At 62.9% G+C, this 23,732-nt stretch carries 24 protein-coding genes and 1 pseudogene; 13 read left to right on the top strand and 12 right to left on the bottom strand.

Annotated features, from left to right (window positions below; all coding sequences use genetic code 11):
* The 7 genes from ACVWY5_RS01565 to ACVWY5_RS01535 all read left to right on the top strand — a co-directional run bounded on the left by ACVWY5_RS01565 (position 1) and on the right by ACVWY5_RS01535 (position 9,684).
* Complete coding sequence (locus ACVWY5_RS01565) at positions 1–1,809, top strand: branched-chain amino acid ABC transporter ATP-binding protein/permease (RefSeq protein ID WP_051376417.1); 1,809 nt, start codon at positions 1–3, stop codon at positions 1,807–1,809.
* Between the two features lie 2 nt (positions 1,810–1,811).
* The gene (locus tag ACVWY5_RS01560) at positions 1,812–2,555 is read left to right on the top strand and encodes an ABC transporter ATP-binding protein (RefSeq protein ID WP_038378098.1); all 744 of its coding nucleotides are present in this window, start codon (positions 1,812–1,814) and stop codon (positions 2,553–2,555) included.
* On the top strand, positions 2,545–3,942 hold the full coding sequence (locus ACVWY5_RS01555) for an amidase family protein (RefSeq protein ID WP_038378099.1): 1,398 nt from the start codon (positions 2,545–2,547) through the stop codon (positions 3,940–3,942). The genes ACVWY5_RS01560 and ACVWY5_RS01555 overlap by 11 nt, the downstream gene beginning before the upstream one ends.
* Positions 3,943–4,045: 103 nt before the next feature.
* The gene (locus ACVWY5_RS01550) at positions 4,046–4,777 is read left to right on the top strand and encodes an alpha/beta fold hydrolase (RefSeq protein WP_051376418.1); all 732 of its coding nucleotides are present in this window, start codon (positions 4,046–4,048) and stop codon (positions 4,775–4,777) included.
* Positions 4,774–5,166 (top strand): RidA family protein, encoded by a 393-nt coding sequence (locus tag ACVWY5_RS01545; protein WP_051376419.1) that lies wholly within the window; start codon positions 4,774–4,776, stop codon positions 5,164–5,166. Before ACVWY5_RS01550 ends, ACVWY5_RS01545 begins: the two co-directional genes overlap by 4 nt.
* Before the next feature lie 23 nt (positions 5,167–5,189).
* Positions 5,190–8,675, top strand: a complete 3,486-nt coding sequence (locus ACVWY5_RS01540) for an indolepyruvate ferredoxin oxidoreductase family protein (RefSeq protein ID WP_456671631.1) — start codon at positions 5,190–5,192, stop codon at positions 8,673–8,675.
* Positions 8,676–8,721: 46 nt separating this feature from the next.
* Entirely contained in the window at positions 8,722–9,684 is a 963-nt protein-coding gene (locus ACVWY5_RS01535) for an MBL fold metallo-hydrolase (protein WP_028338010.1), read from the top strand.
* Here the strand turns inward: ACVWY5_RS01535 and ACVWY5_RS01530 are convergent.
* The 3 genes from ACVWY5_RS01530 to ACVWY5_RS01520 form a co-directional block, all read right to left on the bottom strand.
* On the bottom strand, positions 9,681–9,971 hold the full coding sequence (locus ACVWY5_RS01530; RefSeq protein ID WP_028338011.1) for a hypothetical protein: 291 nt from the start codon (positions 9,969–9,971) through the stop codon (positions 9,681–9,683). The genes ACVWY5_RS01535 and ACVWY5_RS01530 overlap by 4 nt on opposite strands.
* A 512-nt stretch (positions 9,972–10,483) precedes the next feature.
* The gene (locus ACVWY5_RS01525) at positions 10,484–10,891 is read right to left on the bottom strand and encodes a hypothetical protein (RefSeq protein WP_038378100.1); all 408 of its coding nucleotides are present in this window, start codon (positions 10,889–10,891) and stop codon (positions 10,484–10,486) included.
* 408 nt (positions 10,892–11,299) lie between these two features.
* On the bottom strand, positions 11,300–11,557 hold the full coding sequence (locus ACVWY5_RS01520) for a PilZ domain-containing protein (RefSeq protein ID WP_028338013.1): 258 nt from the start codon (positions 11,555–11,557) through the stop codon (positions 11,300–11,302).
* Positions 11,558–11,718: 161 nt separating this feature from the next.
* Between ACVWY5_RS01520 and ACVWY5_RS01515 the strand changes: the two genes are divergently transcribed.
* Entirely contained in the window at positions 11,719–12,000 is a 282-nt protein-coding gene (locus ACVWY5_RS01515) for a WGR domain-containing protein (protein ID WP_028338014.1), read from the top strand.
* Positions 12,001–12,270: 270 nt separating this feature from the next.
* Here the strand turns inward: ACVWY5_RS01515 and ACVWY5_RS01510 are convergent, their stop codons facing one another.
* The 3 genes from ACVWY5_RS01510 to ACVWY5_RS01500 form a co-directional block, all read right to left on the bottom strand.
* Complete coding sequence (locus ACVWY5_RS01510; RefSeq protein WP_456671616.1) at positions 12,271–12,615, bottom strand: hypothetical protein; 345 nt, start codon at positions 12,613–12,615, stop codon at positions 12,271–12,273.
* A complete protein-coding gene (locus ACVWY5_RS01505) occupies positions 12,615–13,706 on the bottom strand; it encodes an IS5 family transposase (RefSeq protein WP_431016701.1) in 1,092 nt (363 codons plus the stop codon). Before ACVWY5_RS01505 ends, ACVWY5_RS01510 begins: the two co-directional genes overlap by 1 nt.
* A 404-nt stretch (positions 13,707–14,110) precedes the next feature.
* Complete coding sequence (locus ACVWY5_RS01500) at positions 14,111–14,548, bottom strand: low affinity iron permease family protein (RefSeq protein WP_051376428.1); 438 nt, start codon at positions 14,546–14,548, stop codon at positions 14,111–14,113.
* A 13-nt stretch (positions 14,549–14,561) separates the two neighbouring features.
* Here ACVWY5_RS01500 and ACVWY5_RS01495 point away from each other — a divergent pair, with 13 nt between their 5' ends.
* Positions 14,562–14,957, top strand: coding sequence for a hypothetical protein (locus tag ACVWY5_RS01495; RefSeq protein ID WP_456671630.1), 396 nt, complete (start codon positions 14,562–14,564; stop codon positions 14,955–14,957).
* A gap of 630 nt (positions 14,958–15,587) precedes the next feature.
* Complete coding sequence (locus ACVWY5_RS01490; RefSeq protein WP_028338080.1) at positions 15,588–16,436, top strand: hypothetical protein; 849 nt, start codon at positions 15,588–15,590, stop codon at positions 16,434–16,436.
* Between the two features lie 390 nt (positions 16,437–16,826).
* Here the strand turns inward: ACVWY5_RS01490 and ACVWY5_RS01485 are convergent, their stop codons facing one another.
* Positions 16,827–17,363, bottom strand: a complete 537-nt coding sequence (locus tag ACVWY5_RS01485) for a DUF4142 domain-containing protein (protein WP_028338079.1) — start codon at positions 17,361–17,363, stop codon at positions 16,827–16,829.
* Positions 17,364–17,374: 11 nt separating this feature from the next.
* A complete protein-coding gene (locus ACVWY5_RS01480; RefSeq protein ID WP_028338078.1) occupies positions 17,375–17,863 on the bottom strand; it encodes a YciE/YciF ferroxidase family protein in 489 nt (162 codons plus the stop codon).
* Positions 17,864–18,037: 174 nt separating this feature from the next.
* On the opposite strand from ACVWY5_RS01480, the gene ACVWY5_RS01475 reads away from it, so the two are divergent.
* Both ACVWY5_RS01475 and ACVWY5_RS01470 read left to right on the top strand, forming a co-directional pair.
* Positions 18,038–18,241, top strand: coding sequence for a CsbD family protein (locus ACVWY5_RS01475; RefSeq protein ID WP_028338077.1), 204 nt, complete (start codon positions 18,038–18,040; stop codon positions 18,239–18,241).
* A gap of 110 nt (positions 18,242–18,351) precedes the next feature.
* A pseudogene (locus ACVWY5_RS01470) lies at positions 18,352–18,961 on the top strand (cysteine hydrolase family protein).
* 153 nt (positions 18,962–19,114) lie between these two features.
* Here ACVWY5_RS01470 and ACVWY5_RS01465 read toward each other — a convergent pair.
* Genes ACVWY5_RS01465 through ACVWY5_RS01455 form a run of 3 tightly spaced genes read right to left on the bottom strand, consistent with a single transcriptional unit; the run spans position 19,115 to position 20,448 of the window.
* Positions 19,115–19,726, bottom strand: a complete 612-nt coding sequence (locus ACVWY5_RS01465) for an MOSC domain-containing protein (RefSeq protein ID WP_456671636.1) — start codon at positions 19,724–19,726, stop codon at positions 19,115–19,117.
* The gene (locus ACVWY5_RS01460; RefSeq protein ID WP_321177639.1) at positions 19,683–19,868 is read right to left on the bottom strand and encodes an SDR family oxidoreductase; all 186 of its coding nucleotides are present in this window, start codon (positions 19,866–19,868) and stop codon (positions 19,683–19,685) included. Before ACVWY5_RS01460 ends, ACVWY5_RS01465 begins: the two co-directional genes overlap by 44 nt.
* A complete protein-coding gene (locus tag ACVWY5_RS01455) occupies positions 19,834–20,448 on the bottom strand; it encodes a meso-2,3-butanediol dehydrogenase (RefSeq protein WP_321177188.1) in 615 nt (204 codons plus the stop codon). Before ACVWY5_RS01455 ends, ACVWY5_RS01460 begins: the two co-directional genes overlap by 35 nt.
* A 552-nt stretch (positions 20,449–21,000) precedes the next feature.
* On the opposite strand from ACVWY5_RS01455, the gene ltrA reads away from it, so the two are divergent.
* Positions 21,001–22,476 (top strand): group II intron reverse transcriptase/maturase, encoded by a 1,476-nt coding sequence (gene ltrA, locus ACVWY5_RS01450; protein ID WP_038378118.1) that lies wholly within the window; start codon positions 21,001–21,003, stop codon positions 22,474–22,476.
* 93 nt (positions 22,477–22,569) lie between these two features.
* Here the strand turns inward: ltrA and istB are convergent, their stop codons facing one another.
* Complete coding sequence (istB, locus tag ACVWY5_RS01445) at positions 22,570–23,433, bottom strand: IS21-like element helper ATPase IstB (RefSeq protein ID WP_028338075.1); 864 nt, start codon at positions 23,431–23,433, stop codon at positions 22,570–22,572.
* Between the last annotated feature and the right edge of the window lie 299 nt (positions 23,434–23,732).

Here is a 23,732-nt window from a genome sequence, read left to right as displayed (position 1 = left end):
ATGCCTTCATCTTCCCAGGCCGAGCAGACATCGGGCGCGCGGTCGTGGCGCACGCCGGGCTCCGCTTCCCTCGTCGTCGCCGCCGCGCTCTTCGTAGCTGCGCTCGTGATTGCCGCTCTCGGTCCGCAATACGACGTGACGCTTCTAGTGACCGTAGGGCTGTCGGCTCTCGCCGCGATGGGGCTCACGTTGTTATTGATCGCGGGACAGGTCTCGCTGGGCCAAGCGGCGTTCATGGCGGTCGGCGCATACGTTTCGGCGATCCTCGCCCGCGACCACGGCGTGCCAGCGGTACTCGCGCTGGTCGCTGGCGTCGCGACGTCCGCGATCATGGGGACGATCATCGGGGCGATCACGCTCAGACTGAAGGGACATTTCCTGCCGTTGGCGACGTTAGCCATCGGCATGGCCTGCAGCGCCGGAATCGTGGCGGCCGGTAACGTGACGGGCGGTGCTTCCGGGTTCGGACAGATCCCGCCCCTGTCGATCGGCTCGTTCCAACTGGTGGACGACCGCGCGTTCGCGATCCTCGTCTGGTCCATCGTCGCGGTCGCGGGGGGTGGGTTCTCGCGACTGCTCAACACCCGGACCGGGCGCGCGATCGCGGCGCTGAAAACGGACATCGAGATGGCGGAGGTGTTCGGCGTCAACGCCACGCGCCTTAGGCTACTGGTGTTTGTCGTGGCAGCCACGCTGGCGGGCCTGTCGGGCGGACTGTACGCCTTCTACTTCAAGTTCATCAGCCCGGCCCCCTTCGGGCTGACTTCGAGCGTGAATCTCCTGATCGCGTGCATCTTCGGCGGCATGTCGCACCCGTTCGGGGCCGTGCTAGGCGCGTCGGCCGTCGCCGCGCTCGAGATGTTCCTCCAGAACGTCGTGGCACGCATGCTCGGACTTTCCGGAAACGTCGAGATGATCGTGTTCGGCGTCGTGTTGATCGGAGTTCTGCTACGCTGGCCGGGGGGCATCTGGTCTGCGCTTCAGCAGTTTTGGCCGACCTTCTCGGTTCCGCGACCAACGCGCAATATCGAACTCACGCCCTCCAAGCGCGGCGCGGACGGTGACGATCTGTTGTCGGTGAAGGGGATCGCGAAGAACTTCGGCGGACTGAAGGCGCTCCGCGACGTGACATTCTCTGTGCCGGCGGACCAGATCGTCGGTCTCATAGGACCCAACGGCGCCGGGAAATCGACGACGTTCAACATCGCGACCGGTCTTCTCTCGCCTTCGGAAGGAAGCGTATCTCTGATGGGCGCAGCGCCCCCATCCCGGGTCTGCGATCTCGTTCATCGCGGCGTGTCCCGTACCTTCCAGCACGTACGGGTCGTTCCGGAGCGGACGGTCCTCGAGAACGTCGCGTTGGGCGCCTACGCGCAGGGTCGTTTGGGCATGATCGCCGGCATGTTCGGCATGGATCGCGCCGAGGAGGCGGCCACCTTCGCCAAGGCCTGGCGGGCACTCGAGATCGTCGAGCTCGAAGACCTCGCCCATCAACCCGCATCGCGCCTTGCGATGGGGCAGGCTAGGCTGCTGGAAGTCGCGCGCGCCCTGATCAGTCGTCCGAGGCTGCTGCTGCTCGACGAGCCCGCAGCCGGCCTTCGGACCGGCGAGAAGCTCCGGCTCGTCACGCTCCTGCACCGCCTCAAACGCGCTGGAATGTCCGTTCTGCTCGTCGAGCACGACATGGACCTCGTCATGAACTGCGTCGATCGGGTCGTCGTCCTCGATCAGGGCAGGGGTTTGATGACTGGCCTTCCAGACGAAGTACGGCGGGATCAGCGCGTCATCGCGGCCTATCTGGGGACCTGATCATGCCTCATCTGCGCGTCAGCGGACTGAACGTGGGTTACGGCCGGGCGACCGTGCTCGAATCTCTTGATCTCGAAGTGAAGCCCGGAGAGCTTGTAACCGTCTTGGGTGCCAATGGTGCAGGCAAGTCGACGCTGCTGAACGGCCTCATGGGCCTTTGCCCGCCACGCGCGGGGTCCGTCTCTCTCGACGGCGTCGAACTCACCGGCCTTCGTCCGGAGCAGTTGGTCGGGCGCGGCGTGGTCCTGGTCCCCGAGAGGCGCGAGCTCTTCGGCAATCTGCCGGTGGAAGTGAACCTCCGGCTCGGCGGCTACCGGACCGGCGCGCCCGCAGCGTCGCTCGAGAAGATCTACGGATTGTTTCCGAAGCTCGCCGAGCGGCGCAAACAAAAGGCGGCGACCTTGTCAGGCGGCGAGCAGCAGATGCTCGCGGTCGGCCGTGCGCTGATGGCCGAGCCCCGGCTCCTGATGCTCGACGAGCCCTCGATAGGGCTGGCGCCACTGATTGTTCAAGAAATCCTTCGGGTCGTCCATCAACTGAAGTCGGAAGGCTTGACGATCATTCTCGTCGAACAGAACGCGCGACTGGCACTGTCGATCGCCGACCGAGGCTACGTGCTCGAGGTCGGACGAATCGTGCTGCAGGGGTCGAGCGCGGAGCTGGCCGCCGATCCGCGGCTCGGCGAGGCTTATCTGGGGGGCGCATCCGATTATGCCGCGGCGAGGGATCACGTCTATGTCGATTGAGGGCGAAGCCGTCCGGCTCCACGAGCGCTACAAGCGCGGCGAGATATCGCCAGTCGAGGTGACGCGGTCGCAACTCGACGCGCTACCCAGCCTGGACGAAGGCATCAACGCTTTCGTGCTGGTCGACGAGGCCGCAGCCCTGAAGATGGCCCGCGCGTCGGAAGGACGTTATCGCAAGGGGACCTCGCTCGGTCCGCTGGACGGTGTTCCCATCACCGTCAAGGATACCCTGAACGTCGCCGGTTGGCCGACGCGCCGTGGTTCGCGGACCACTTCTGAGGCTGCTGCGATTGACGATGCGGTATCGATGGCCCGTCTTCGGGCGGCCGGAGCGGTTTTCCTCGGCAAGACGACGACGCCGGAGTTCGCCTGGAAGGGACTGACCGAAAGTCCGCCGAACGGCGTCACGACCAACCCGCTCGACCGGGCGTTGCACGCCGGCGGCAGCAGCGGAGGCGCGGCGGCCGCAGCCGCGCTTGGTCTAGGAATCGCAGGCATAGGATCGGACGCGGCGGGCTCTGTCCGCATCCCCGCGGCTTTCTGTGGAGTGGTGGGCTACAAGCCGACGTACGGGACTATACCGCTCAGCCCTTATCCTTCCGCGTTCTGGCAGCTTCCGCACGTGGGGCCGATCACCCGGACCGTCGCGGATGCGGCGCTCGTCGCGACCGTCATGAGCGGCGCGACGGGAGCGGACCCGTCGTCTTTGGGCCAGGTCCCGCTGCGGGACCGCCTTGCTGCGCATCGCGACACGGCGGGGATCCGAATTGGCGTTCCGGCGGGCGTGACCGGCTATCTGGCTCCGGCGGTCAAGGACGCGTGGGAAGACGCTCTCGCGGTCCTCTTTCCAAAGTCATCGGTCACGACCGTCGACATCCCGATCGACGAGTCTCGCGACATAGTCGCCGCCTTCTATCGGCTCGGCTGCGCCTATGCCGTCTCGCAAGTCCCGACAGACCGGCGGGTCGATCTTCATGCCGATATCTTGGAATTCATCGAGCCGGTGATTGGTCTTCATGCTGACAAACTGCTCGCGCTGCAGAGGAGGCGGGAAGAGATCGCGAGCCAGATATCCGCGTTGCTGACCGACAAGATCGATGTTCTCCTCTCGCCGACTATGCCGGGCCTGCCGCCACGCCTGGACGCTGCGGCCGCTGCAGCCTCCGACTGGTTCGCCTGGTGCCCGTTCACGCCGTTGTTCAATCTGTCCCGCGGGCCGGCCGTCTCGGTGCCATGGCGCCACGAAACTGGCGCGTTTCCGATCGGTCTGCAGGTCGGCGCAGCGTCCGGACAGGACGGTGCTGCGCTCGCCGCCGCGGCGATGATCGAAGCGTCTACCGCAGGGCGGTCCCTGCCTCCGTCGCGGACTGCGTCCGATGCCTCCTGACGAAACGGCATCGAGGCCCGTTCGGGGGACGCTGCAGGCCGGCGCCTTGGCGTCGGGCGAAACCGCTCGCCTGTCGTTCTTGAGGGCCGGGCGAGGGCGCCCCGTGATCCTACTCCACGGCTTCGCCTCCCATGCGGCGGACGATTGGGTCAAGACCGGCTGGTTCGATGTCCTCGTCGGAGCCGGATACGACGTTTGCGCTCCAGATCTGCGAGGTCACGGCCGCAGCAGCAAGCCGCTTGATCCCGCGGACTACCGACTGGCCGCGTTCGCGGACGACGTCGCCGGGCTGTGCGTGCTCTGCTGGGGAAGCAAGGAGTTCTCTATCGTCGGCTATTCGATGGGCGCCCACGTGGCGATGACCGTCGCGCTTGCGCTCGGAAAGCGCGTCGAAAAGCTTGTGCTGGGCGGGATGGGCGAGCGGATCGCGGCGACGGTCGGCCTCGCGCCGGAATTTGCGGATGCGCTCGACGAACGCGATGAGGCTCGGCTGGGAGCACTTCCGTCCTACGCCGTCCGTTTCAGGCGGCATGCCGAGTCTCTTCCGTACAACGACCTTTCCGTCCTCGCCGCGTGTCTGCGAGGCCAGTTCGGCCGTTTCGATCTCACTACGCTCTCTTCCGTCGACGCCCCGACGCTGGTCGTCGTCGGGGGAATGGACAAATTGGCGGGCGATCCGGAGACGGTGGCTTCGGCGTTCGCGTCGGGGACCGCCGCGACCGTGCCGGGCACCGGCCACGCGGAAACCCTCGCTAACCCAAATTTCCGGCGGCTCGCTGTTGGCTTCCTCGACGGCGGATCCGCGCAGCAGACGACCAAGGAGATTTCCGCGTGACGACCAGATCTCGAACCTACGATGCGCTGCCGGCCCCGTTCGGCAAGTTCGCCCATGCGACGGTGCTTCCGATCGCGGGGACGAAGCTCGTCTTCGTTTCCGGCGTTACGGCCCGCGAGTCCGGCGCCGTGGATGCCGAAGCGCAGACACGCGTCATCTACGAACGCATCCAGTCCATCCTCGAGGAGGAGGGCGGCGGATTCCAGCACGTGCTCAAGATGAACGTGTTCGTGCTCGACATCCGCGACTATCCCGCCACGAACCGGATCCGGGAGGAATTCTTCACGGGCTTCGATGCGCCGGCAAGCACGCTGGTTGAGGTATCGGGCTTCGTCCGTCCCGACGTGCGGGTGGAGATCGAATGCACCGCCGCGATACCGCAAAAATGAACAGACTTCGGGATATGATGGCCATGCGCGCGCTGACACTTTCGGACAAGTACGACGTCACCGAAGGTACGATCTTCATCACCGGAAAGCAGGCGCTGACGCGGATTCCTCTGCTGCAGCGGCAGCTCGACGGCAAGCGGGGGCTGCGCACGGCGGGCTACATCTCCGGCTATCGAGGGTCTCCGCTCGGGACGGTCGACAGCGAGCTCCTCAAGATCGCGGACCGCCTGAAGGCCGCGGACATCGTGTTTGAGCCTGGTTTGAACGAAGATTTGGCGATGACTGCGGTCTGGGGCAGCCAGCAATTGGACTTCGTGCCCGGCCGCCGTTTCGACGGCGTGTTCGGCATGTGGTACGGCAAGGGTCCGGGCGTCGATCGGTCCGGAGACGCGATCAAGCACGCCAACATGTCCGGCACGCATCCGAACGGAGGCGTCCTGCTGGTCTTCGGCGACGACCATGCCGGCAAGTCCTCCTCGTTGGCCCATCAGAGCGACCTCGCTCTTGCCGCACACGAAGTTCCGATCCTCTACCCGTCGGACACGCGCGACATCTTCAAGTTCGGCCTCGCCGGCATCGCGATGTCCCGCGAGACGGGGCTTCTCGCGGGCCTGAAGCTCGTCAACGAGACGGCGGACTGCACCCAGGCCGTGGAGATCTCGCTCGACGAACTCGCCCCCGTGCTCGATGCAACGCCCCCGGCGCGCGACGACGTCAGCATCCGGGTCGAAATGCTCGCTGTGACCGCGCAGGACCGGCGGATGGTCCGCAACAAGCTGCCGCGGGTGCACGCCTTCACGCGGCGCAACGCGATCGACCGTGTCGTGTTCGGCTCCGACCGTCCCACCCACCTCGGCATCGTCACGGCCGGCAAGTCGTTTCAGGACGTGATCGATGGATTGAGGCTCCTGGGCATCGACGAGAGCGTCGCGCGGCGTCTGGGGATCGGCGTGCTTAAGGTCGGTTTGATCTATCCCCTCGATCCAAAGCCGCTGAACGCGTTCGCCAGGGCGGCGCGGGAGCTCCTCTTCGTCGAAGAGAAGCGCGCTCACATGGAAGTTCAGGCGGCGGCCATCCTGTACCACTCGGACAGGCGGCCCAAGATCTCGGGAAAGGCGACGCCCGAGAACGAGGAACTGCTGCCGGCCGACGAGACCCTCGATGCCGCTACGGTCGCCGTCGCCATAGGTAGGCGCATCCTGGCGACCGCTGCGACGAACGAGCCCGACGTCGTCGCACTGCGGGACGCGCTCGACGGCCTCATCGGGCGGGTCGCCTCGATCCACCAAATCGATGCCGCGCCGTTGGCGCGCCGTCCCGTATTCTGCTCTGGATGTCCGCACAATCGCTCGACCAAACTGCCGGACGGCTCGTTCGGCGTGGCTGGCATAGGCTGCCATGGCCTTGTGCAGTTCATGGACCGCAACCCGCTTCCCTGCACGCATATGGGAGCGGAAGGAGTGAACTGGATCGGACTGTCGCACTTCACCGATACGGAACATGTCTTCGTCAACCTGGGAGACGGAACGTTCTCGCATTCGGGATCGCTCGCGATCCGGGCCGCGGCCGCTTCCGACGCGAACGTCACCTTCAAGATTCTCGCCAACGACGTCGTCGCCATGACGGGAGGACAGTCCGTCGAGAGCGGTCTCTCGGTCGGAGCCATGGTGAGGCAGGTACTGCTCGAAGGGGTCAAGCGCGTCGTCGTGGTGGCCGAGGATCCGGACGCGGTGCGATCCAGCCAATTCCTGCCTGCGGAGGTCGAGCTCGTCCACCGCAAGCAGATGGAGAACGTGCAGCAGGAACTGTGCAGGGTTCGCGGAACGACCGTGATCGTCTACGTGCAGATCTGCGCCACGGAAAAGCGCAAGCGGCGGAAGCGGGGCAAAACGCCCGCGGCTCCGAAACGCGTGGTCATCAACCCTGCAGTCTGCGAGGGGTGCGGAGACTGCTCTGTCGCGTCGAATTGCATGTCAGTGCAGCCTCTCGAAACGGAGTTCGGCCGCAAGCGTCGCATCGACCAGGCCAGTTGCAACGGGGACATGTCCTGCCTAGAGGGTTTCTGCCCGTCCTTCGTGACCATCGAGCACGGAGAGCTCAAGAAGCCTGCTCCCATAGACATCGAAGGGGCTGCGGCGAGACTGCCGGAGCCGGCCGGGCGGAAGCTCGATTCCGGAGCCTTCGGCATCCTGCTCGCCGGCATCGGCGGGACGGGCGTCGTGACCGCCTCGGCCATCGTCGGCATGGCGGCCCATCTGGAGGGGCGTGGCGTCGGCATCTACGACATGACCGGGCTCGCCCAGAAGGGAGGCGCCGTCTACAGCCATCTGCGCATCTTCCCGTCGCCGTCGGGCATGGCACCGATGCGGCTCGGGCTCGATGATGCGGATCTGCTGATCGCAGCGGACGCAGTCGCGGCCGTGCAACCCGACGCCCTGAAGGCGATTCGACCCGAGACTACGATCCTGCTCGATGCGCAGGTGGCGGCCATCCAGACCTTTCACGAAAACGGAAACATCGATCTCGACGCCCAACGTCTCGTTCGCCGCCTTGAGCAGCGGACGGGCCACAAGGCCGTGCGCATCGCGGCGAACGAACTCGCGCGCCGGGCGTTCGGCGATCCGATCGCCGCGAACATGATCATGCTGGGTTACGCGTTCCAGATGGGCACGCTGCCGGTCGATTGGCGTTCGGTGGAGCAGGCGATCCGGATCAACGGCGCGGACGTCGACGGCACGTTGCAAGCATTCCGTCTGGGCCGGCTGTTGTTCGCCGATCCGCAAGCCGCAGAAGCGCTACTGAACGCGGACGAACCGCCGATAGCCACCGCGCCTCCACCCGTGAGCTCCATGGAAGAACGGATGAGCGTCCGCATCGACGCGCTGCGCGCCTACCAGGACACCGCCTACGCGGACCGCTTCCGTTCCCTAGTCGGACGCGTACAGGAAGCGGAGGAGAGGACGTCGCCTGGTTCTCGCAGCCTGACTGAGGCGGTCGCGACGAGCGCTTTTCGCCTGATGGCCTACAAGGACGAATACGAAGTGGCGCGGCTGCTGACGGACGCCACCTTCTGGAGCGGGATTCGGCGGCGGTTTGACGGCGGTTCGCTCAAACTTCACCTCGCGCCGCCGATGCTCTCCGGCAGCGACCCAGCAAGCGGACGTCCACGGAAGATCGCGTTCTCGGCCACCCCGTTTCTGCCGGCGTTGCGGCTTCTCGCGCGTTTCAAGTGGTTGCGCGGAACGGCCTTCGATCCGTTCGGTTGGACGCGCGAGCGGAAAACCGAGAGGCGACTCCGCGACGAGTATTTCGTCACGGTCGAGGAGATCACCAACGCCCTGGACTCCGTCAATCTGGACGCCGCGATCGCGCTCGCGTCCTATCCGCAGGACATCCGAGGCTACGGCCCCGTCAAGGAAGCCTCGATCGCGCGCGTCGAACCGGAGGTAAAGGAACTCAGAGCCCGTTTCGCCGAGCGGTCCCGAAACCATCTCACCTCCGCCGCCTAAAAGCGGTCGGGCGTCCTCAGCAACGTTCAGGCAAAGGAGCACTTGCATGCAGCTAGATCGGAGACGACTTCTGACCGGTGCCGCGGTCATGGCGGTTGGATGGAGAAACGCTGCCGCGGAAGAGAGCTCGCCTCGCTCTGAAGTGGCGAAATCAGATCGTGCGAGGGTCGTGCTTCTCGGAACCGCCGGCGGTCCAAGCCCAAAAATATCCCGATCCGCGCCCGCGAGCATGGTCGTGGCGGGAGGCTCTCTTTACGTGGTCGACTGCGGAAACGGGGTAGCGCGACAGATCGTTCGCGCCGGATTCGCTCTCAAGGATCTCAAGAGCATCTTCATCACGCACCAGCACTCCGATCACAACCTGGACTACGGAAACCTGTTCTATCTGGCGTGGAGCGCCGCATTGAAGAATGCTGTGAATTCCTATGCGCCTCCTCCGCTCTCGGCGATGACCGAAAAGTTCTTCGAGTTGAACGAATTCGATATCGACCTGCGTATCCACGACGAGGGCAGGGTCGATCCGCGAAAGCTCCTTTTGCCTCACGAAATCATCTCGTCCGGTCTGGTCATGCAGGACGAGAACGTGAAGGTCACATGCGCCCTGGTGGACCATCCGCCGATCAAGGTCGCTTTGGCCTATCGGTTCGATACCCCGACACGCTCGATCGTGTTCTCGGGCGATACCCGCAAATGCGATGCTCTGATCGACCTAGCTCGGGGAGCAGACGTTCTGGTCTGCGAAGGCCAATTCCTCCCCGGTATCCGCAGCCTGGCCGACCGCATCGCCAGCGAGCCGTCGCGGCGCGATGCGATCTACAAAAGCATCTCGGGAAATGCACTGAGCGTGCAACAGGCTGGCGAGGTCGCCCGCGAAGCCGGCGTCAAAACGCTGGTGATCAATCACCTCGTTCCCGGCGACGACACGGTTCCCGAATACGTCTGGCTCGAGGCCGCGCGGGAAAGCTTTTCGGGTGAAGTGATCATCGGGCGCGACCTTCTGGAAATCTAATCGAACGGATCGGCGAGGAACGTACATGGACGGATGACGGGCTCAGCTTCGGTCAGTTCGAACAGTCGGCGGAGATGATCCAGTGCGTTCGCCTGCCGAGCCGCGGCAAGGAGCAGATCATCCGTTTCTAGGCTGAACGAAACGTCGCTCCCGATCTTCACCACCTTGATGAAGGGTCGTTCGGTGCCAAGACTGAGCAGCACGCGCTTGCCGCGCAGCGGAGCGACGACTTTGGCAGGGACGCGAACGCGGAATTGAGGGATGTTGGATCGGGCGCGTTTGGACATAGAGCAGTTCAAGGAAACCATGGTTCTGTGTGGCACTTTCGTGTGGCACTCAGGACCGATTTTCCAATAAAATCAATGCATCCAATAGGATAGGTGGTGCTGCCAGACAGGATTGAACTTTATCGACAGCGCGGACGCCTTTTGCGACCGAACAATGGGTGGTGTCAGCCTTCTGTGCCGGGCTGCCGTCCTCGGCAAGGTCACGAAGGAAGCTTCCATTCTCCTGCGTCTTCCTTATTCGGCGACCCTTTATCAAATCAGCACCGGCGGCAAACACTACGACCGATAGAAAGCGGCGAGCCGCCTATGAGGTTCGCGTTCGCCAGGAACGATGTTGTCCTTCGTCAGCATTGAAGTGCGGGGGGTTATCGCGCCATCGACCTAAAACTCTTAGTCGACATCTGGCGCGCCAGGGCGACAGCAGCCCTTGGTCTGAGTTGCATGTTGGGCTTGATGGCAAAATGAAACCTCTTCCTCTTGATGAAGGAAAATGGTCCAACCTCCTCGGGGGCCTAGGCCGAGCGTCGAGGGATTTTGCGCCTATTGACTTTGCGCCGCCGGTTTCGATGGTCCAGAGACCGTCCCGGCGGGCAGGGTAAGGATACGACCTCTGGCGTGAGCTCGGCGCTTTCTTGGTCGTCTTCGGGTGGTTTTTTGGTACGCGCCGACGCCTTGTGTTCGAGCGCAGTCAAGAAAGCACGGCCCTCGCCGGTGATCCGCCAGCTCCCCTGCTCACGCTCGACGAGCTTCTGGCCGAAGAGATCGAGATTGGGAGCAAGCTCGGCGAGCCGCTTCATACGCGCAACCCACTCCGGACCGCTGGTATAGAAGATCGCGAGGTGCTGTTTCACCACCTCGAGACTGCCGCGTCCATCGGGCTGGCCGGCCAAGATCTTCAATATCGACAGCTGAAAACTCACGCACGCGGCTCTGACGCTACGACTAATCTTCGCTCCTAACGGAGCTTTGCCCAATCTTGAAGGGCCGCTACCGAAATACCAAGAGAAAACCTTGACGGGTAAGCCTACTCGTCAGGGTTAAGCCTCGCGAGCCCAGGTAAGTCGCCAGGCTCTACCCGCGACGCCCACCGAGCCCCTAAGGGGTCTTGTCCCTTCGGGTGGCGATCCCATCGCGCAAGCGATATTGTGCTCCTCGCCTGGGCCGCTCACTGGAGGGGCTCGCCTTCGGCGACCGCTATCACTACCCATCCAGTCGGGTGCCCTTTTAACCGGTCTCAGAGCTGCACTCGTGCCGCGTGCCGGCTTCGTCGTCGCTATGCTCACGCGGCCCGGGTTCCTCTTTCAGAGCGGCTCTCGACGGAGGTGTCCTTACACGGCCGAGCTGGCGCGCTCGACCTCGAAGCGAATGCCGATGCGTTTGTCTTGTCGCCGCACAACGACCGCGGGCTTCGACGCGTGCTCGGCCTCGATAACCAACGTGAACCGCGCGGGAATGCCGACCGGCGAGGTGACATCCAGCATTGCGCCCGTCGCCGAAAGGTTTCGGACGGTGCACGTGATCGCGCCGCCGCCAAAGCTTATCGTCCCTGCCTTCAGTGAGGCGCTCTTCTGCGGTGCGTTCGCCATCTTCGAACCAACGAGCTCGGAGCCTGCGGGCTTCAGCTCAGCCGCCGATCGCAAGCCTGGCCCCGACTGTGTCGTTGCCCGCATAAAATTTTTGAATCGTAGGCCCTGATCGATTCATTTTTTTAATTGGACGGTCGATTCGGTAATTGCGATTCTGGCGCATGTCCAAACTCATCGTGCAATATCTCGTGCTCGAGCGTCGCGATCCGGCCCGCAACATGGCGCGGTTCTATGTGCTCACGATCGAGCCGACGCTGTTTGGCGATACGGCCTTGGTGCGTGAATGGGGCCGTCTCGGTGGGCGCGGTCGGCGGCGGCTCGATCTGTTCGATGGGCAGGTGCAGGCCGTCGAGGCTCTTGAGTCCTGGCTCAGGCGCAAAACCCGTCGTGGCTACGTCCAGCGCCATTCGCCATGCTTGGAACGAACGTGCGACCCGGCGTGAGGCGGCTAGGATGGACGGAAGGCCAAAGAAAGTATATCAAAGTAATTCGAAGTCATCTCCGTCCAAATTCCAAGAATTGTAAAAGTATTCTATAATCAATCTTATGCGAATACTTTGTGTAAGCGCAATATAGAGATGACACCCCTCCGCAAAGTTGAGATGGCACTCCACGGTTGGAATGCAGTTGCGGAGAACGGCAATCGTGGTGGTGTCGATGAGCGAAGCCGAGTTTTCGCGGCTCAATGTGCTTCTAGCAGGCTGTTGAAGAACTCAGCCGCGTTCGCAAACGAAGCCTGAATCGTCGCCATTGTGGATGTAGAAGTGGCCAACGAGCCTGCCAGCAGTGCCGATCATAACCCACCCGCGACCGCAGACGGGGTCATTCTCGTCGTGCCCTTCCCATGAGAACTCCGCGCAGGCCGAACCGTCTCGCGCGCCGTAGCGGACGTCGAGAAAGCCCTTTAGCGCACCGAAGGCAATTTCACCGTCGGACTTACCCTGGAAGGTGAGATGCGCCTCTTCGACAAGATCGAGGAAGTCGCTGTCCCAGTTGTCCATGTCGGCGATGCGCCAGCGGTCGGCAAAGGCCTTGGCGAAGCCAGGCACCTTGGCCATCAGGCGTCCTCCGCTATCAGCTTGGGCAGCCGCACCAGATTGTAGGCGGCAGAAGCGAAGGTAAAGGCCCATGCGACGCGATCACGGCCCCGGAAGCAGGTCTTTTCTTGCCCGGCGACCGTCTTGATCCAGCCGAATGCCTCCTCGATGCGCTTGCGGATGCGCTGGCTGACGGCATAGCCGCTGTGCCGGGTCGTTCGCCCGTCGATCGCGGAGCTGCGGCCGCTGGTGTTCTGCGCAACATGCGGCGTCACGTTCATCGAGCGCAGCTCGTTGACGAAGTCTTCTGCATCATAGGCTTTGTCGGCGCCAAGTGTGATCGCTGTCGGCCGGTCGGCACGCGGCTCGATCATGTGCAGCGCGGCCACCCGTTCGGCATGGCCGTTCGCCAGCGTCAGGCAGGCGTCGACCAGCAGGCCGTGGCGGTTCTCCATCAGCCCATGCCCGATGAAGCACAGCTTCGTCTCCTTGCCTTTACCCTTGCGGTACAGCCTGGCATCGGGATCGGTGGTCGAAGCATGGGTGTCGTTGGAGCGTTTCTGGCCGTGGAAGTCCGCTTCAGCATTGCGCCCGCCGCCTGGCGCCGGCGGCTCGCCAGAGCCGTCCTTCGGCTTCACGCTCTTCATCGAGGCCCAGGCCTCGATCAGCGTGCCATCGACCGAGAAGTGATCGCTCGACAGGAGCTTCGTCACCTTGGGCTGCGCCAGCACCGCCGCCAGGAACTTGGCCGCGATGTCGCCTTCCAGCAGCCGGTCGCGGTTCTTCGAGAACACAGAATGGTCCCAGACTGCGTCGTCGATACCGATTCCGACGAACCACCGGAACAGCAGATCGTATTCCAGCCGCTCCATCAGAAGCCGCTCCGAGCGGATCGAATAAAACGCCTGCAACAGCATCGCCCGCAGCAGCTTCTCCGGCGGGATCGACGGCCGTCCGATCGGCGAATAAAGCGCGGCAAACTCGCGCTCCAGCGCCGACAGCCCCTCGTTCACAATCGTCCGGATCGCTCGCAGCGGATGATCACGCCGCACCCGCGCCTCCAGATCAACATAGCTGAACAGCTCGCCCGTTCGATTGTCGCCGCCGCGCACGCATGATCTCCGAATCCCGTCGGAGCCAATGAATCACGGTCACGGGTCCACGGCGAACGCCTTTTTCAACAGCCTGCTAGACGTCTGTTGCAGAAATATTCGAGGTCCCACGGCGCCACGAGATGGCTGTGATTGAAGGGGAAGGCCGCGAACACGCGAGCAGTGTTCTTCGCAACGCATGTAGCGACAGTTCGTGAACCGGCCTGCGGCCAGAAGTCCAATTCCCTGCCTACGGCCGGCCATCATCATCCCGACGCTGACGCGCGCGAGTGGGGATTCAGCTTGCGCATCTTTTGCAGATGCTCGGAAGTGTTCCAGGCTGCACCTTCCAGCGAGCCTCGATTCGAATCGGGAGCCATGGCCGCTCACTATCGCAGAGAAGCCGGGGCGAGAACGACGACGATCTAGCCCTGATCCTGTATCGCCGCCGCGCCTTCAACAGCTGCTATTGTTCGGCTTTCGATGTCCTTGGCTCGCAGCTCGCACCTTGTTCGGAGATCTTCCAATTCATCAGTCGTAAGATGCTCGATGCCAACGAATGTGTTCTGCGCCGCGCCACTCCTGATGAGCTCGTCGAGCTTCACTTGGATCGCCGCGCTGTCCCTGTTTTGGGCGTTCTGGATGAGAAAGACCATCAAGAAAGTAACGATAGTTGTGCCGGTATTTATGACGAGCTGCCAAGTGTCCGAAAAATTGAATACCGGACCGGTGATCGCCCAAACGATCACCACCAAACAGGCCAGAATGAAAGTAGGCGCGCGCCCTGCCTCATACGACGCCCTGTTTGCTATGGCCGCAAACAGGCGAACACGACTACGCCCAATTTCTTCTGTCGTCTCCAATCGAGTCTCCTGGTTGAAAACGTCGGCGGCGCGTGACGATTCCAATTGTGCGCCGCGGTTCTTGCAAGTGCTGGATACGGATCATCCGGCGATGGGCGGGCTCACCGGCGAACTGAACTTCGCCCATGGACTTTATGTCACGCTGAAGTGCAGGCATCGGCTGGATGAAGAAGCGGCGAGGAAAGCGGTCTCAAAGATGAGCGCAGATCTCGGTCAAACCGGCTTTCCGATACGTCACGCCGGAAGCTTTGGCTTCGACTTCGCCGCGGCGGAATGGTTTCACGACGCAGCGACCGGCGAGTTCAGCGTCCGAATATCGGTCCCGGATCTACCTACGGCGCTTTGGGACGAACAAACTTGCGCGATAGCCCGATGGTGGGACGATTATAACAACTCTCGGTCCTGGTAACGGGAGCTGGGCCAGCCGCTCTTAGGAAGTCCGGGTCTAAGGGGGACCGCCGGCGCGAAATCCGGGAGCTCATCGACATCGCGGTAGCAATCGGCTTCGATCCCTTGCAACCCGATGAGCGCCCTCCGGTCCGAATAGCGGACCAATGTGCAGTGCTCTGGCAACCGGCGTCACGGCAAGAATCGCAAAAGCAATTGCCGAACCCCGCAGCAAAATACGGCTGTCGCGCCGCGACGCCGCCAAGCGATACGTATGGCTAAAGCCTTGCAGCGCGGAGCATCGCTTGCGAGCGGTGCTCCACCGATCAGGACGAGCGAAGGCCATTTAGCTGAGTAGACATGGAGCGCGCTGGACGCTCATCGCGATAGACGCGAAGGGGCGTCGCTTCGGTGGAAATTGGTCAAAGCGAACTGAACTCCTTGTTCTGACCGCATGAAGCGGCGATGCCGTCGGCTGATTCTCATCTCCGCACAGCGTCCGCTCGTCCGCACAGGAACTGTGCCTCCTCGGCCCGATTGTCAGGACGCATTTGAGCTGAGGAGGCTTGCATGAACCAGCTAATTTATCTGGTCGGACTGATCGTGGTCATTCTCGCGATATTGTCGTTCTTCGGACTGCGGTAGGCGCGCCATGGATAACGAGCGAGGGCTTGCCGTGTCCGCCGACCGCAGGACCGGTCTTCGGATGCAATGGAGCTCGGTGTTTGCCGGCGCGCTGGTTGCAACGGCACTGTCGGCGATCCTGATCGGCTTTGGCGCGGCAGTCGGATTGGGCGTGAGTTCGAGCTCGCCATCGTGGCGTGACGCATCGGCTGCACTCGCGCTGCTGTCCGGGCTGTATCTGATCCTGCAGGCACTGGTGAGCTTCGGCGTCGGCGGCTATATCGCCGGCCGCGCGCATCGCATCATCGGTGCGACACCGTCCGATGTGATCGAGGCCAGCGATGGACTGCATGGCCTGACGGCCTGGGCGATCGCAGTCATTCTGGGGGCGGCAATCGTGGCGCTGGTCGGCCTGTCGGCCGCGCGCCCAGTGGTCCAGAACCGCCCGTCCGCGACAGCCGCCGAGCCGCTGCTGAGCACCGAGCTCGACCGCCTGTACCGGTCGGCACGGCGTCCCGCCAATATCGACATCCGCTATGAGCGCGCGGAAGCCGGCCGCATTCTGTTGACCAGCTCCAGTCATAGCGGCGTCAGCACCGAGGATCACAGCTATCTGATCCAGCAGGTCGCAGCCGCGACCGGGCTGGCTGCTGCCGAGGCCGAGAAGCGCGTCGACAGCGTCATCGGCGATGCCCGGACCGCCATCCAGCGGTCGCGGCGCAGCGCGGTGATCCTGGCGTTCTCGGTTGCGGCGGCGCTGCTGTTCGGTGCGGTCGCCGCCTGGGCGGCGGCCTGCGCAGGTGGCCGGCACCGCGACGGCGCCACGCTGCCGGAGTGGATGGGCGGCAGGTCGACGACGGCCGTGCCGATCGTCTGATGCAAATTCTGAATGTCCTTCAACGGAGACGATAATGGGAACGATCCTGGTCACGGATCACACCGGTGACACGAGGCAGCATTTCGATCCCAATGACCGTGAGCAATTGGCTTGGGCGAATGCGCGCTTTGCCGACCGCCGCGACACGAAATACGACGATCGACCGGGGAGGCGGCTCTCGTTCGGGCGCTGGATCCCACCGCTGAGGAGACCCTGTTCTACCCCAGACTGGTCGGCGGCTGACGCCATGCTGACCCGTCTAGCGCGAAGTATCCCTGCTGGCCGCGCTTAATCCATATGAAGCCGGAATAACGGGGCAATCCGTGATGGGGCGGTTCGTTCCACCCGAAGCGGCCGGCAGCCCTGATCGAAGGCTGCCGGCGACGGTGGCTACTTTCGGCTCTTGTCGAGGTCCTGCGCCATTGCGAGATGGTGCTGCAGCGCCGGCAGGGTCTTACCGGCCCAGTCCTTCAGCTTCGGATTGTCGCCGCCCTTGGCGTAGCGTTCGAACAGCGAGACCGCGTCCTTGTGGGCGCTGACCTGCATCGGATCGTACTCGCTGGCGAAATCGTCCGGCTTGGTGTTGCGCAGCACGTCGAGCTTCTTCCGGGAGCTGTCGTCGAGACCGGTCGGCAGCGCCGACTTCATCTCGCCGGTGACCATCTCCTTCAATTCAGTGGAGGTCTTGGTGTGATCGGTCACCATCTGATCGGCGAACTTCTTCTCGGCGGCGTTGCCCTTCTGCTGGGCGATCTTGGCCGCCTCGATCTCCAGCATATCGCTCATAGCGACTTCCTTGATGAAATCTTCGGTCTTCGGCGCGACGCCAAGCACTGAATTAACGCCGGTCTTCTCACCCACGGACTGGGCCAGTCCCGGCGAGACCAGCGCACAGCCGATCGCAATTGCCAGAATGGCTCGTTTCATCGCGCGTCTCCTCAGGCTGCTTCGGCATTGATGGCGCTGATCGCGAGCTTGGTGAGCGTCTCGTCGGTCTTCTTTTCCTCGGCCAAGGTCTGGTCGATGAGCTTGACGGCGTCCTTCATGCTGAGCCTTGCCGCCCAGGCCTTCAAGGTGCCGTAACGGGCGATCTCGTAATGCTCGACCGCCTGGGCCGCCGACAGCAAGCCGGCGTCAAGCGCAGCCGTGTCGACGTACTCCTCCATGATCTCCTTGCCTTCGTCGATGATGCCCTCGATGGCATCGCACTTCTTGCCGCGTGCCGGCTTGCCCATCAGATCGAAGATCTGCTCGAGCCGTTCGATCTGTCCTTCGGTTTCATCGTGATGCTTTTCGAACGCGGCGCGCAGCTGGTCGGACTCGGCCGCCTTGGCCATCCGCGGCAACGCCTTGAGGATCTGCTTTTCAGCGTAGTAGATGTCCTTGAGGGTATCGAGGAAGAGGGAACTGAGGTCTTTTTCCGGCATTGGCTTGCTCCGTAACTGCGGGTTGATATGTACCCACAACCTGCGCTCCAAGGTCTCGTTCCTATTGCGACAGCGCGCCCGTCATCGGCGATTGCGCAGCTTTGCCGCAAGACTCTCCAGGAACGACGCGGCGGCGCGTCCGTTGACGGTCTCATCGTTCAAGGGAGAACTGCGATGGATTGGAATCGTGTCGAAGGCAACTGGAAGCAGATGAAGGGCAAGGTCAAGGAGCAGTGGGGCAAGTTCACTGACGACGATCTCGACGTGATCGCAGGCAAGCGAGATCAGCTCGAAGGCCGCCTGCAGCAGCGCTTTGGCTATGCCAAGGATCAGGCCGCCAAGGAAGTGAACGACTGGTACGGCCGCCAGAAGTGGTGACCACACCCACCGCAGGCCTCGCCTCAGCGAAGCCCTTTGCTTGCGCCGCGCTCGAGCCCGATCGTGAGCAGATGTGCGGCGGATGATGCCGGTACAAACAGGTCGGAGCGATGGGACACCTTCTGGAGTCCACCGGGTCCCTATGCGGTGCATCTCTGCGTCGACATGCAGCGGCTATTCGAACCGGGCGCGCCTTGGCCACGGCGTGGATGGACCGCGTGCTGCCGCGCATGGTTGAGCTGGCGCGACATGCTCCAGAGCGCACCGTCTTCACCCGCTTTATTCCACCGCGTCAAAGCATGACGCGCGCGGGATATGGCGAGCTTACTACGAGAAATGGGAATGCGTGACCCGCGACTTGATCCGGAATTGATCGAGCTCGTGCCGGCGCTCGCCGCCTGTGTGCCGCCGGCGGCTATCGTCGACAGGCAGACGTACAACGCATTCGGGAACGGCCGCCTGCAGGCGCATCTGGATGTACATGGGGTGGATACGCTGATTGTCTCCGGTGGCGAGACCGATGTTTGCGTGCTCGCCACCGTGCGGGCGGCGATCGACACAGGGTACCGGGTCATCATGGCAGAGGACGCGCTTTGCAGCTCTTCAGATCAGAGCCATGATGCGCTGTTGCAGCTTTATGCCCAACGGTTCAGCATCCAGATCGAGGTCGCGTCCACAACCGACATCCTCTGGATGTGGAGCCTCAACGACTGTTGCTGATGCGTGCGATCGGTGGAACTTAGAATCCGCATAGTCCGAATGCATCATCGGGCAGCGCCGGTAACGCCGATTCAAGCTGCCGATTACTCTGGCGACGCTCGAGGTCACGCCCGGAGGCTTGCGCCCGAAAATCCACGACCTTGGAGAGGGCCCTTAGAGAGGTGGCAAGCGCAGGTGCGGCCCCTCGGGCAACATGACTTTAATCGGATCCTTCGGTGCAATCACGCCGCCTACCGAGACGACGGCCATCACGCCGGCCCCGAAGGGTGGCCCCGGCGTTCTGTTCAGCAGCCGGTTCTTCAATCCGGCCTGGAAGCGATCGATGAGCACACATGGTGTACGGAGGCCGGTAAGACGAATGACCGTGGTGGCACCGATCCGGAGTTCGGTGTTAAGCGGCAGGCTTTCGAGATCGAGCCCTGACGTCGTGATTTCTCGCCGATATCGCCGGGGTTCACGTCGTAACCTTCGACCCGCAACGCGTCGAGCAGTTCGCGCGGGATGAGGTGAACTTGGCGCAGATTTGGCGCTCGCGGATTTCGAAGGGCGAGATACCTGTGCCGGACGTATGGCCCATAGTGCGCATCGCCTTCGACCCCATGACCTGCCGTGAGGACAATGGACGGTCGAGGCGTCTTGCTGAATCGGTGTTTCGCGCCGATGGCGACGGCAACGACCGATCCGTCCAGAGCGGGCGCCCGTTGCGCTGGCTGGAGGGTGCTCAATTTTGGGGTGGCTGTCCGTTCGAAGCCGAAACACCGCCATCGACAGCAACGTTCGCGCCAGTCATGAAGCTCGCGTCGTCGCTCGCGAGGAACGCGATCACGGACGCGATCTCCTCGGGCTCGCAGACCCGTCCGAGCGGGACACGCTCAGCGAACCTTGTCAGAATGGCCTTGTCCTCCATCATATCCGCTGTCATGCTCCGTGCGCGTCAAAATAGGGCATACGGCATTTACCCGCACGCCGCGTTTTCCGAGATCGAGCGCCAGGGCGCGTGTCAGGTTGACGACTGCGCCGTTCGCAGCATTGTAGGGGCTCATACCCCAATCACCGCCGGTTCCCGAGACTGACGCGGTGTTCACGATCGACCCCTTGGTTTTCTCGAGATGGGGCAAGGCGGCGCGGCAGCCGAAGAACACGCCATCGACATCGGTGGCCATCACCTTGCGCCACTGGTCGTTCGTGATGTCTTTCGGCTCACCGCCCTCGTGAACGCCGGCGTTGTTCACCATTACATCCAACCTTCCGAAGTGCTTCACAACCGTCGCCACCATCTGGCTCACGGCCTCTGGGTCAGAAACGTCCGCCGCGTGAGCGAGCGTGCGATCGTCCTCGAGTTCTTTAGCCACCTCGGCGAGCGGTATCTCATCGCGATCGATCAGCGCAACCTTTGCCCCCTCAGACGCAAAGCGGCGCGCAATAGCCGCTCCGATGCCGGACGCCGCGCCGGTGACGATCACGACCTCGCCTTCAAACCGGACCATTACGCGCTTCCTTCCTGATATTGGTAGGGATCTCTCCTCAGCCGCGAGCCAAGATGTGCTCACCAGCTTCGCGGCGAAATTCGTCAACGAGCCGTGCGCGCCTTGTCGTGCGAGCAGTTCACCGGAATTGTCCGGGATGCCGTCTTCATCGCACAGGCGTTAGGGCACTCTTGTCCTAGCACTACTTTGGGTGCGCCGGGAGACCGGCAAGGAGTAGATGGTGAAAGTCCATTGCGATGAAGGTGTAGCGAACCACATCGGCCCCGAGCCGTGCGCAGGCCTCCGCGAGGGTGTCGGCGAAGCGTCGGTAGGGGAGCATGCAGGCCAGCCATTGAGCCGCGAAACAGTGTTATCCCGGGAGCCGACGCTGTCCAAAGAGCGGAAGGCAACATGGGCGAGTGCGCAAACGCGAGCACCCGTCCAGCCCGGCGTGGTCGTAGACCCTGGCATGCATGGAAGCTCCTTGTACGGGAACCGGGAGATCTCCGGGTCGGCCACCTCCTCCTTGGAGGATATGGTCCGCAGCGGGAAGGCGAGGAGCCGTAGCCGCTGATGCACGACACGGAGAAGTCTGACTCTGGCATAGTAGCTCAGAAGCCGACGAACAAAGCCGGATTACCGGCGGCGGAGTGGGTGGAGCCAAGGCCGAGGACCAGGGGAAACGCGGAACGGCAGCGCATGCACCGGACACAGGGCCGGGCTCGCATGACCCAGTCGCTGGACCGCGTACGGACAGCCGCAAGGCTGAGGAAGAAGGACCGGTTCACCGCGCTCTTTCACCACATCAATGTCGATACACTGCGGGCGGCGTTCTTTGCGCTCAGGCGTAGGGCCGCTCCCGGAGTGGATGGCATGACGTGGGAGGACTACGAGGAAGATCTCGAGCCCCGGCTCGCCGATCTGCACAAACGGGTCCAACGAGGAACGTACCGCCCGCAACCGTCTCGCCGGACGTACATACCAAAGGCAGACGGCAAGCAGCGGCCGTTAGCGATCGCGGCGCTCGAAGACAAAATCGTCCAGGGCGCCACCGTCATCGTGCTCAACGCCGTCTACGAAGGAGACTTCTGTGGCTTCTCCTACGGGTTTCGGCCCGGCAGAGGACCACATGATGCGTTGGACGCGCTCTGCACAGCGATCGAGACGCGGCAGGTGAACTGGATCATTGACGCCGACATCCAAAATTTCTTTGGCGCAGTCAGTCAATCTTGGCTGGTTCGCTTCTTGGAACATAGGATCGGCGACAAGCGCATCATCCGCCTCATCCAGAAATGGCTGAAGGCGGGTATTCTCGAAGACGGCGTCGTAACCGCTGATGACAGGGGAACGGGTCAAGGGTCGGTGATTTCACCGCTCCTCGGCAACATCTACCTGCACTACGCTCTCGACCTGTGGGCCAAGCGCTGGCGACAGCGCGAGGCCTCCGGCGGCATGATCATCGTGCGCTACGCGGACGATGTAGTGGCCGGCTTTGAGCGCGAGGATGACGCACGTCGTTTCCTCGATGCGATGCGCGCGAGACTGGAGGAGTTCGAGCTGACGCTCCATACGGCCAAAACCCGCCTGATTGAGTTTGGTCGCCATGCGGCGGCTCAACGTAAGCAGCGCGGACTCGGAAAGCCGGAACCCTTTGCGTTCATGGGGTTCACGTTCATCTGCGGCAAATCACGCCAAGGGCGCTTCCAGCTTCAACGGAAGACTCGTAGCGACCGCATGCGAACCAAACTCCGCGAGATCAAAGAGGAGCTGAGGCGCCGAATGCACTGGCCGATCCCTGTACAGGGGAGATGGCTCAGGCAGGTCGTGACCGGCCACTTTGCGTACTTTGCTGTACCGACGAATGGCCGAGCGCTCAATGCGTTTCGGTTCTATCTGACCGACCTCTGGAGGCGTACGCTTCGGCGGCGCAGTCAGCGGAACTGTCTGACCTGGGATCGCATAACGCGGATCGCCGACGACTGGCTCCCCAAGGCTCGCATCCTTCATCCATGGCCGAAGCTGCGCTTCGCCGTCAAACACCCGAGGTAGGAGCCCGGTGCCTTAATTGGGCTCGCCGGGATCTGCGCGGGGGGCGCCCAGTGATGGGCGTCCCTACCGCGAACAGTTTAGTTTTGCCGTGTGTCAATCGGCCTGCAAATTTGACCCCTCATCGGCGTCCAATTTTGACCCCTTAGCGCGGCGATGTTTGGTGGTAGCGCTCGTCTCGTCGGAGCTGGTCGGGATAGCGGAGGCGAGGCGAGCGCGGGTGGCGTGATCGTCGTCGCGGCTTTTGAACCGCCAGCTATCGTTGCCGGTCTCGACGATGTCGCAGTGATGGGTCAACCGGTCGAGCAGCGCCGTGGTCATCTTGGCGTCGCCGAACACGCTCGGCCATTCGCCGAAGGCGAGATTGGTGGTTACGATGACGGAGGCGCGCTCATAGAGCCGGCTGATGAGGTGGAAGAGAAGCTGGCCACCGGACTGGGCGAAGGGCAAATAGCCGAGTTCATCCAGCACGATGAAGTCCATGCGGGTCAGATGCTCGGCGAGCCGTCCCTGCCGACCGTTTCGGGTCTCGGTCTCGAGCCGGTTGACGAGGTCGACGACGTTGTAGAAGCGGCCACGGGCACCGGATCGGATGCAGCTTCTGGCGATGGCAATGGCCAGGTGGGTCTTGCCTGTGCCGGTGCCGCCAACCAACACGACGTTGCGTTGTTGGGCGATGAAGCCGCCGCCAGCGAGATCATTGACGAGAGTCTGATTAATCGGCGTGCCGTCGAACTGGAAGTCGGCGATGTCCTTGGCAAGCGGCAGCTTGGCAATGGTGAGCTGGTATTTGATCGACCTGGCTTGCTTCTCGTTGATCTCGGCGTTGAGCAGGTCGCCGACAATGCGCTGAGGCTCGTGCTGGCGCTTGACGGCAGTTGCCATGATCTCGTCGAAGGCAGCCTTCATGCCGTAGAGCTTGAGTTCGCCCATGAGGTCGAAGATTTGGGTTCGTTCCATCAGATGGTCCTCCGGAGGTTGTCGTAGCGGGCACAGTCGGCGATCGGTGCATGACGGAGCGTCAGTGCGGCCGGCGTCATGATGTTGGCCGGTGGGGCGGGTTCACGTTGACGGGCCAGGATATTGAGCACGACATCGGCGGAATGGACGCTGTGACTGAGCGCTTCGGCACAGGCCGCTTCCACCGCGGGCAAACCGTCAGTCAGCACCGCGTTGAGGATGTCGACCATCTGCCGATTGCCATCGTCGGTGCTGGCAAGCTTGCGCCGGATCCGCTCGATCGCGGCCGGCAGCACCCA

Source organism: Bradyrhizobium sp. USDA 3256 (genome assembly GCF_054058275.1).
The sequence above is the reverse complement of the archived record's forward strand: the minus strand, read 5'-3'. Positions and strand labels throughout refer to the sequence as shown.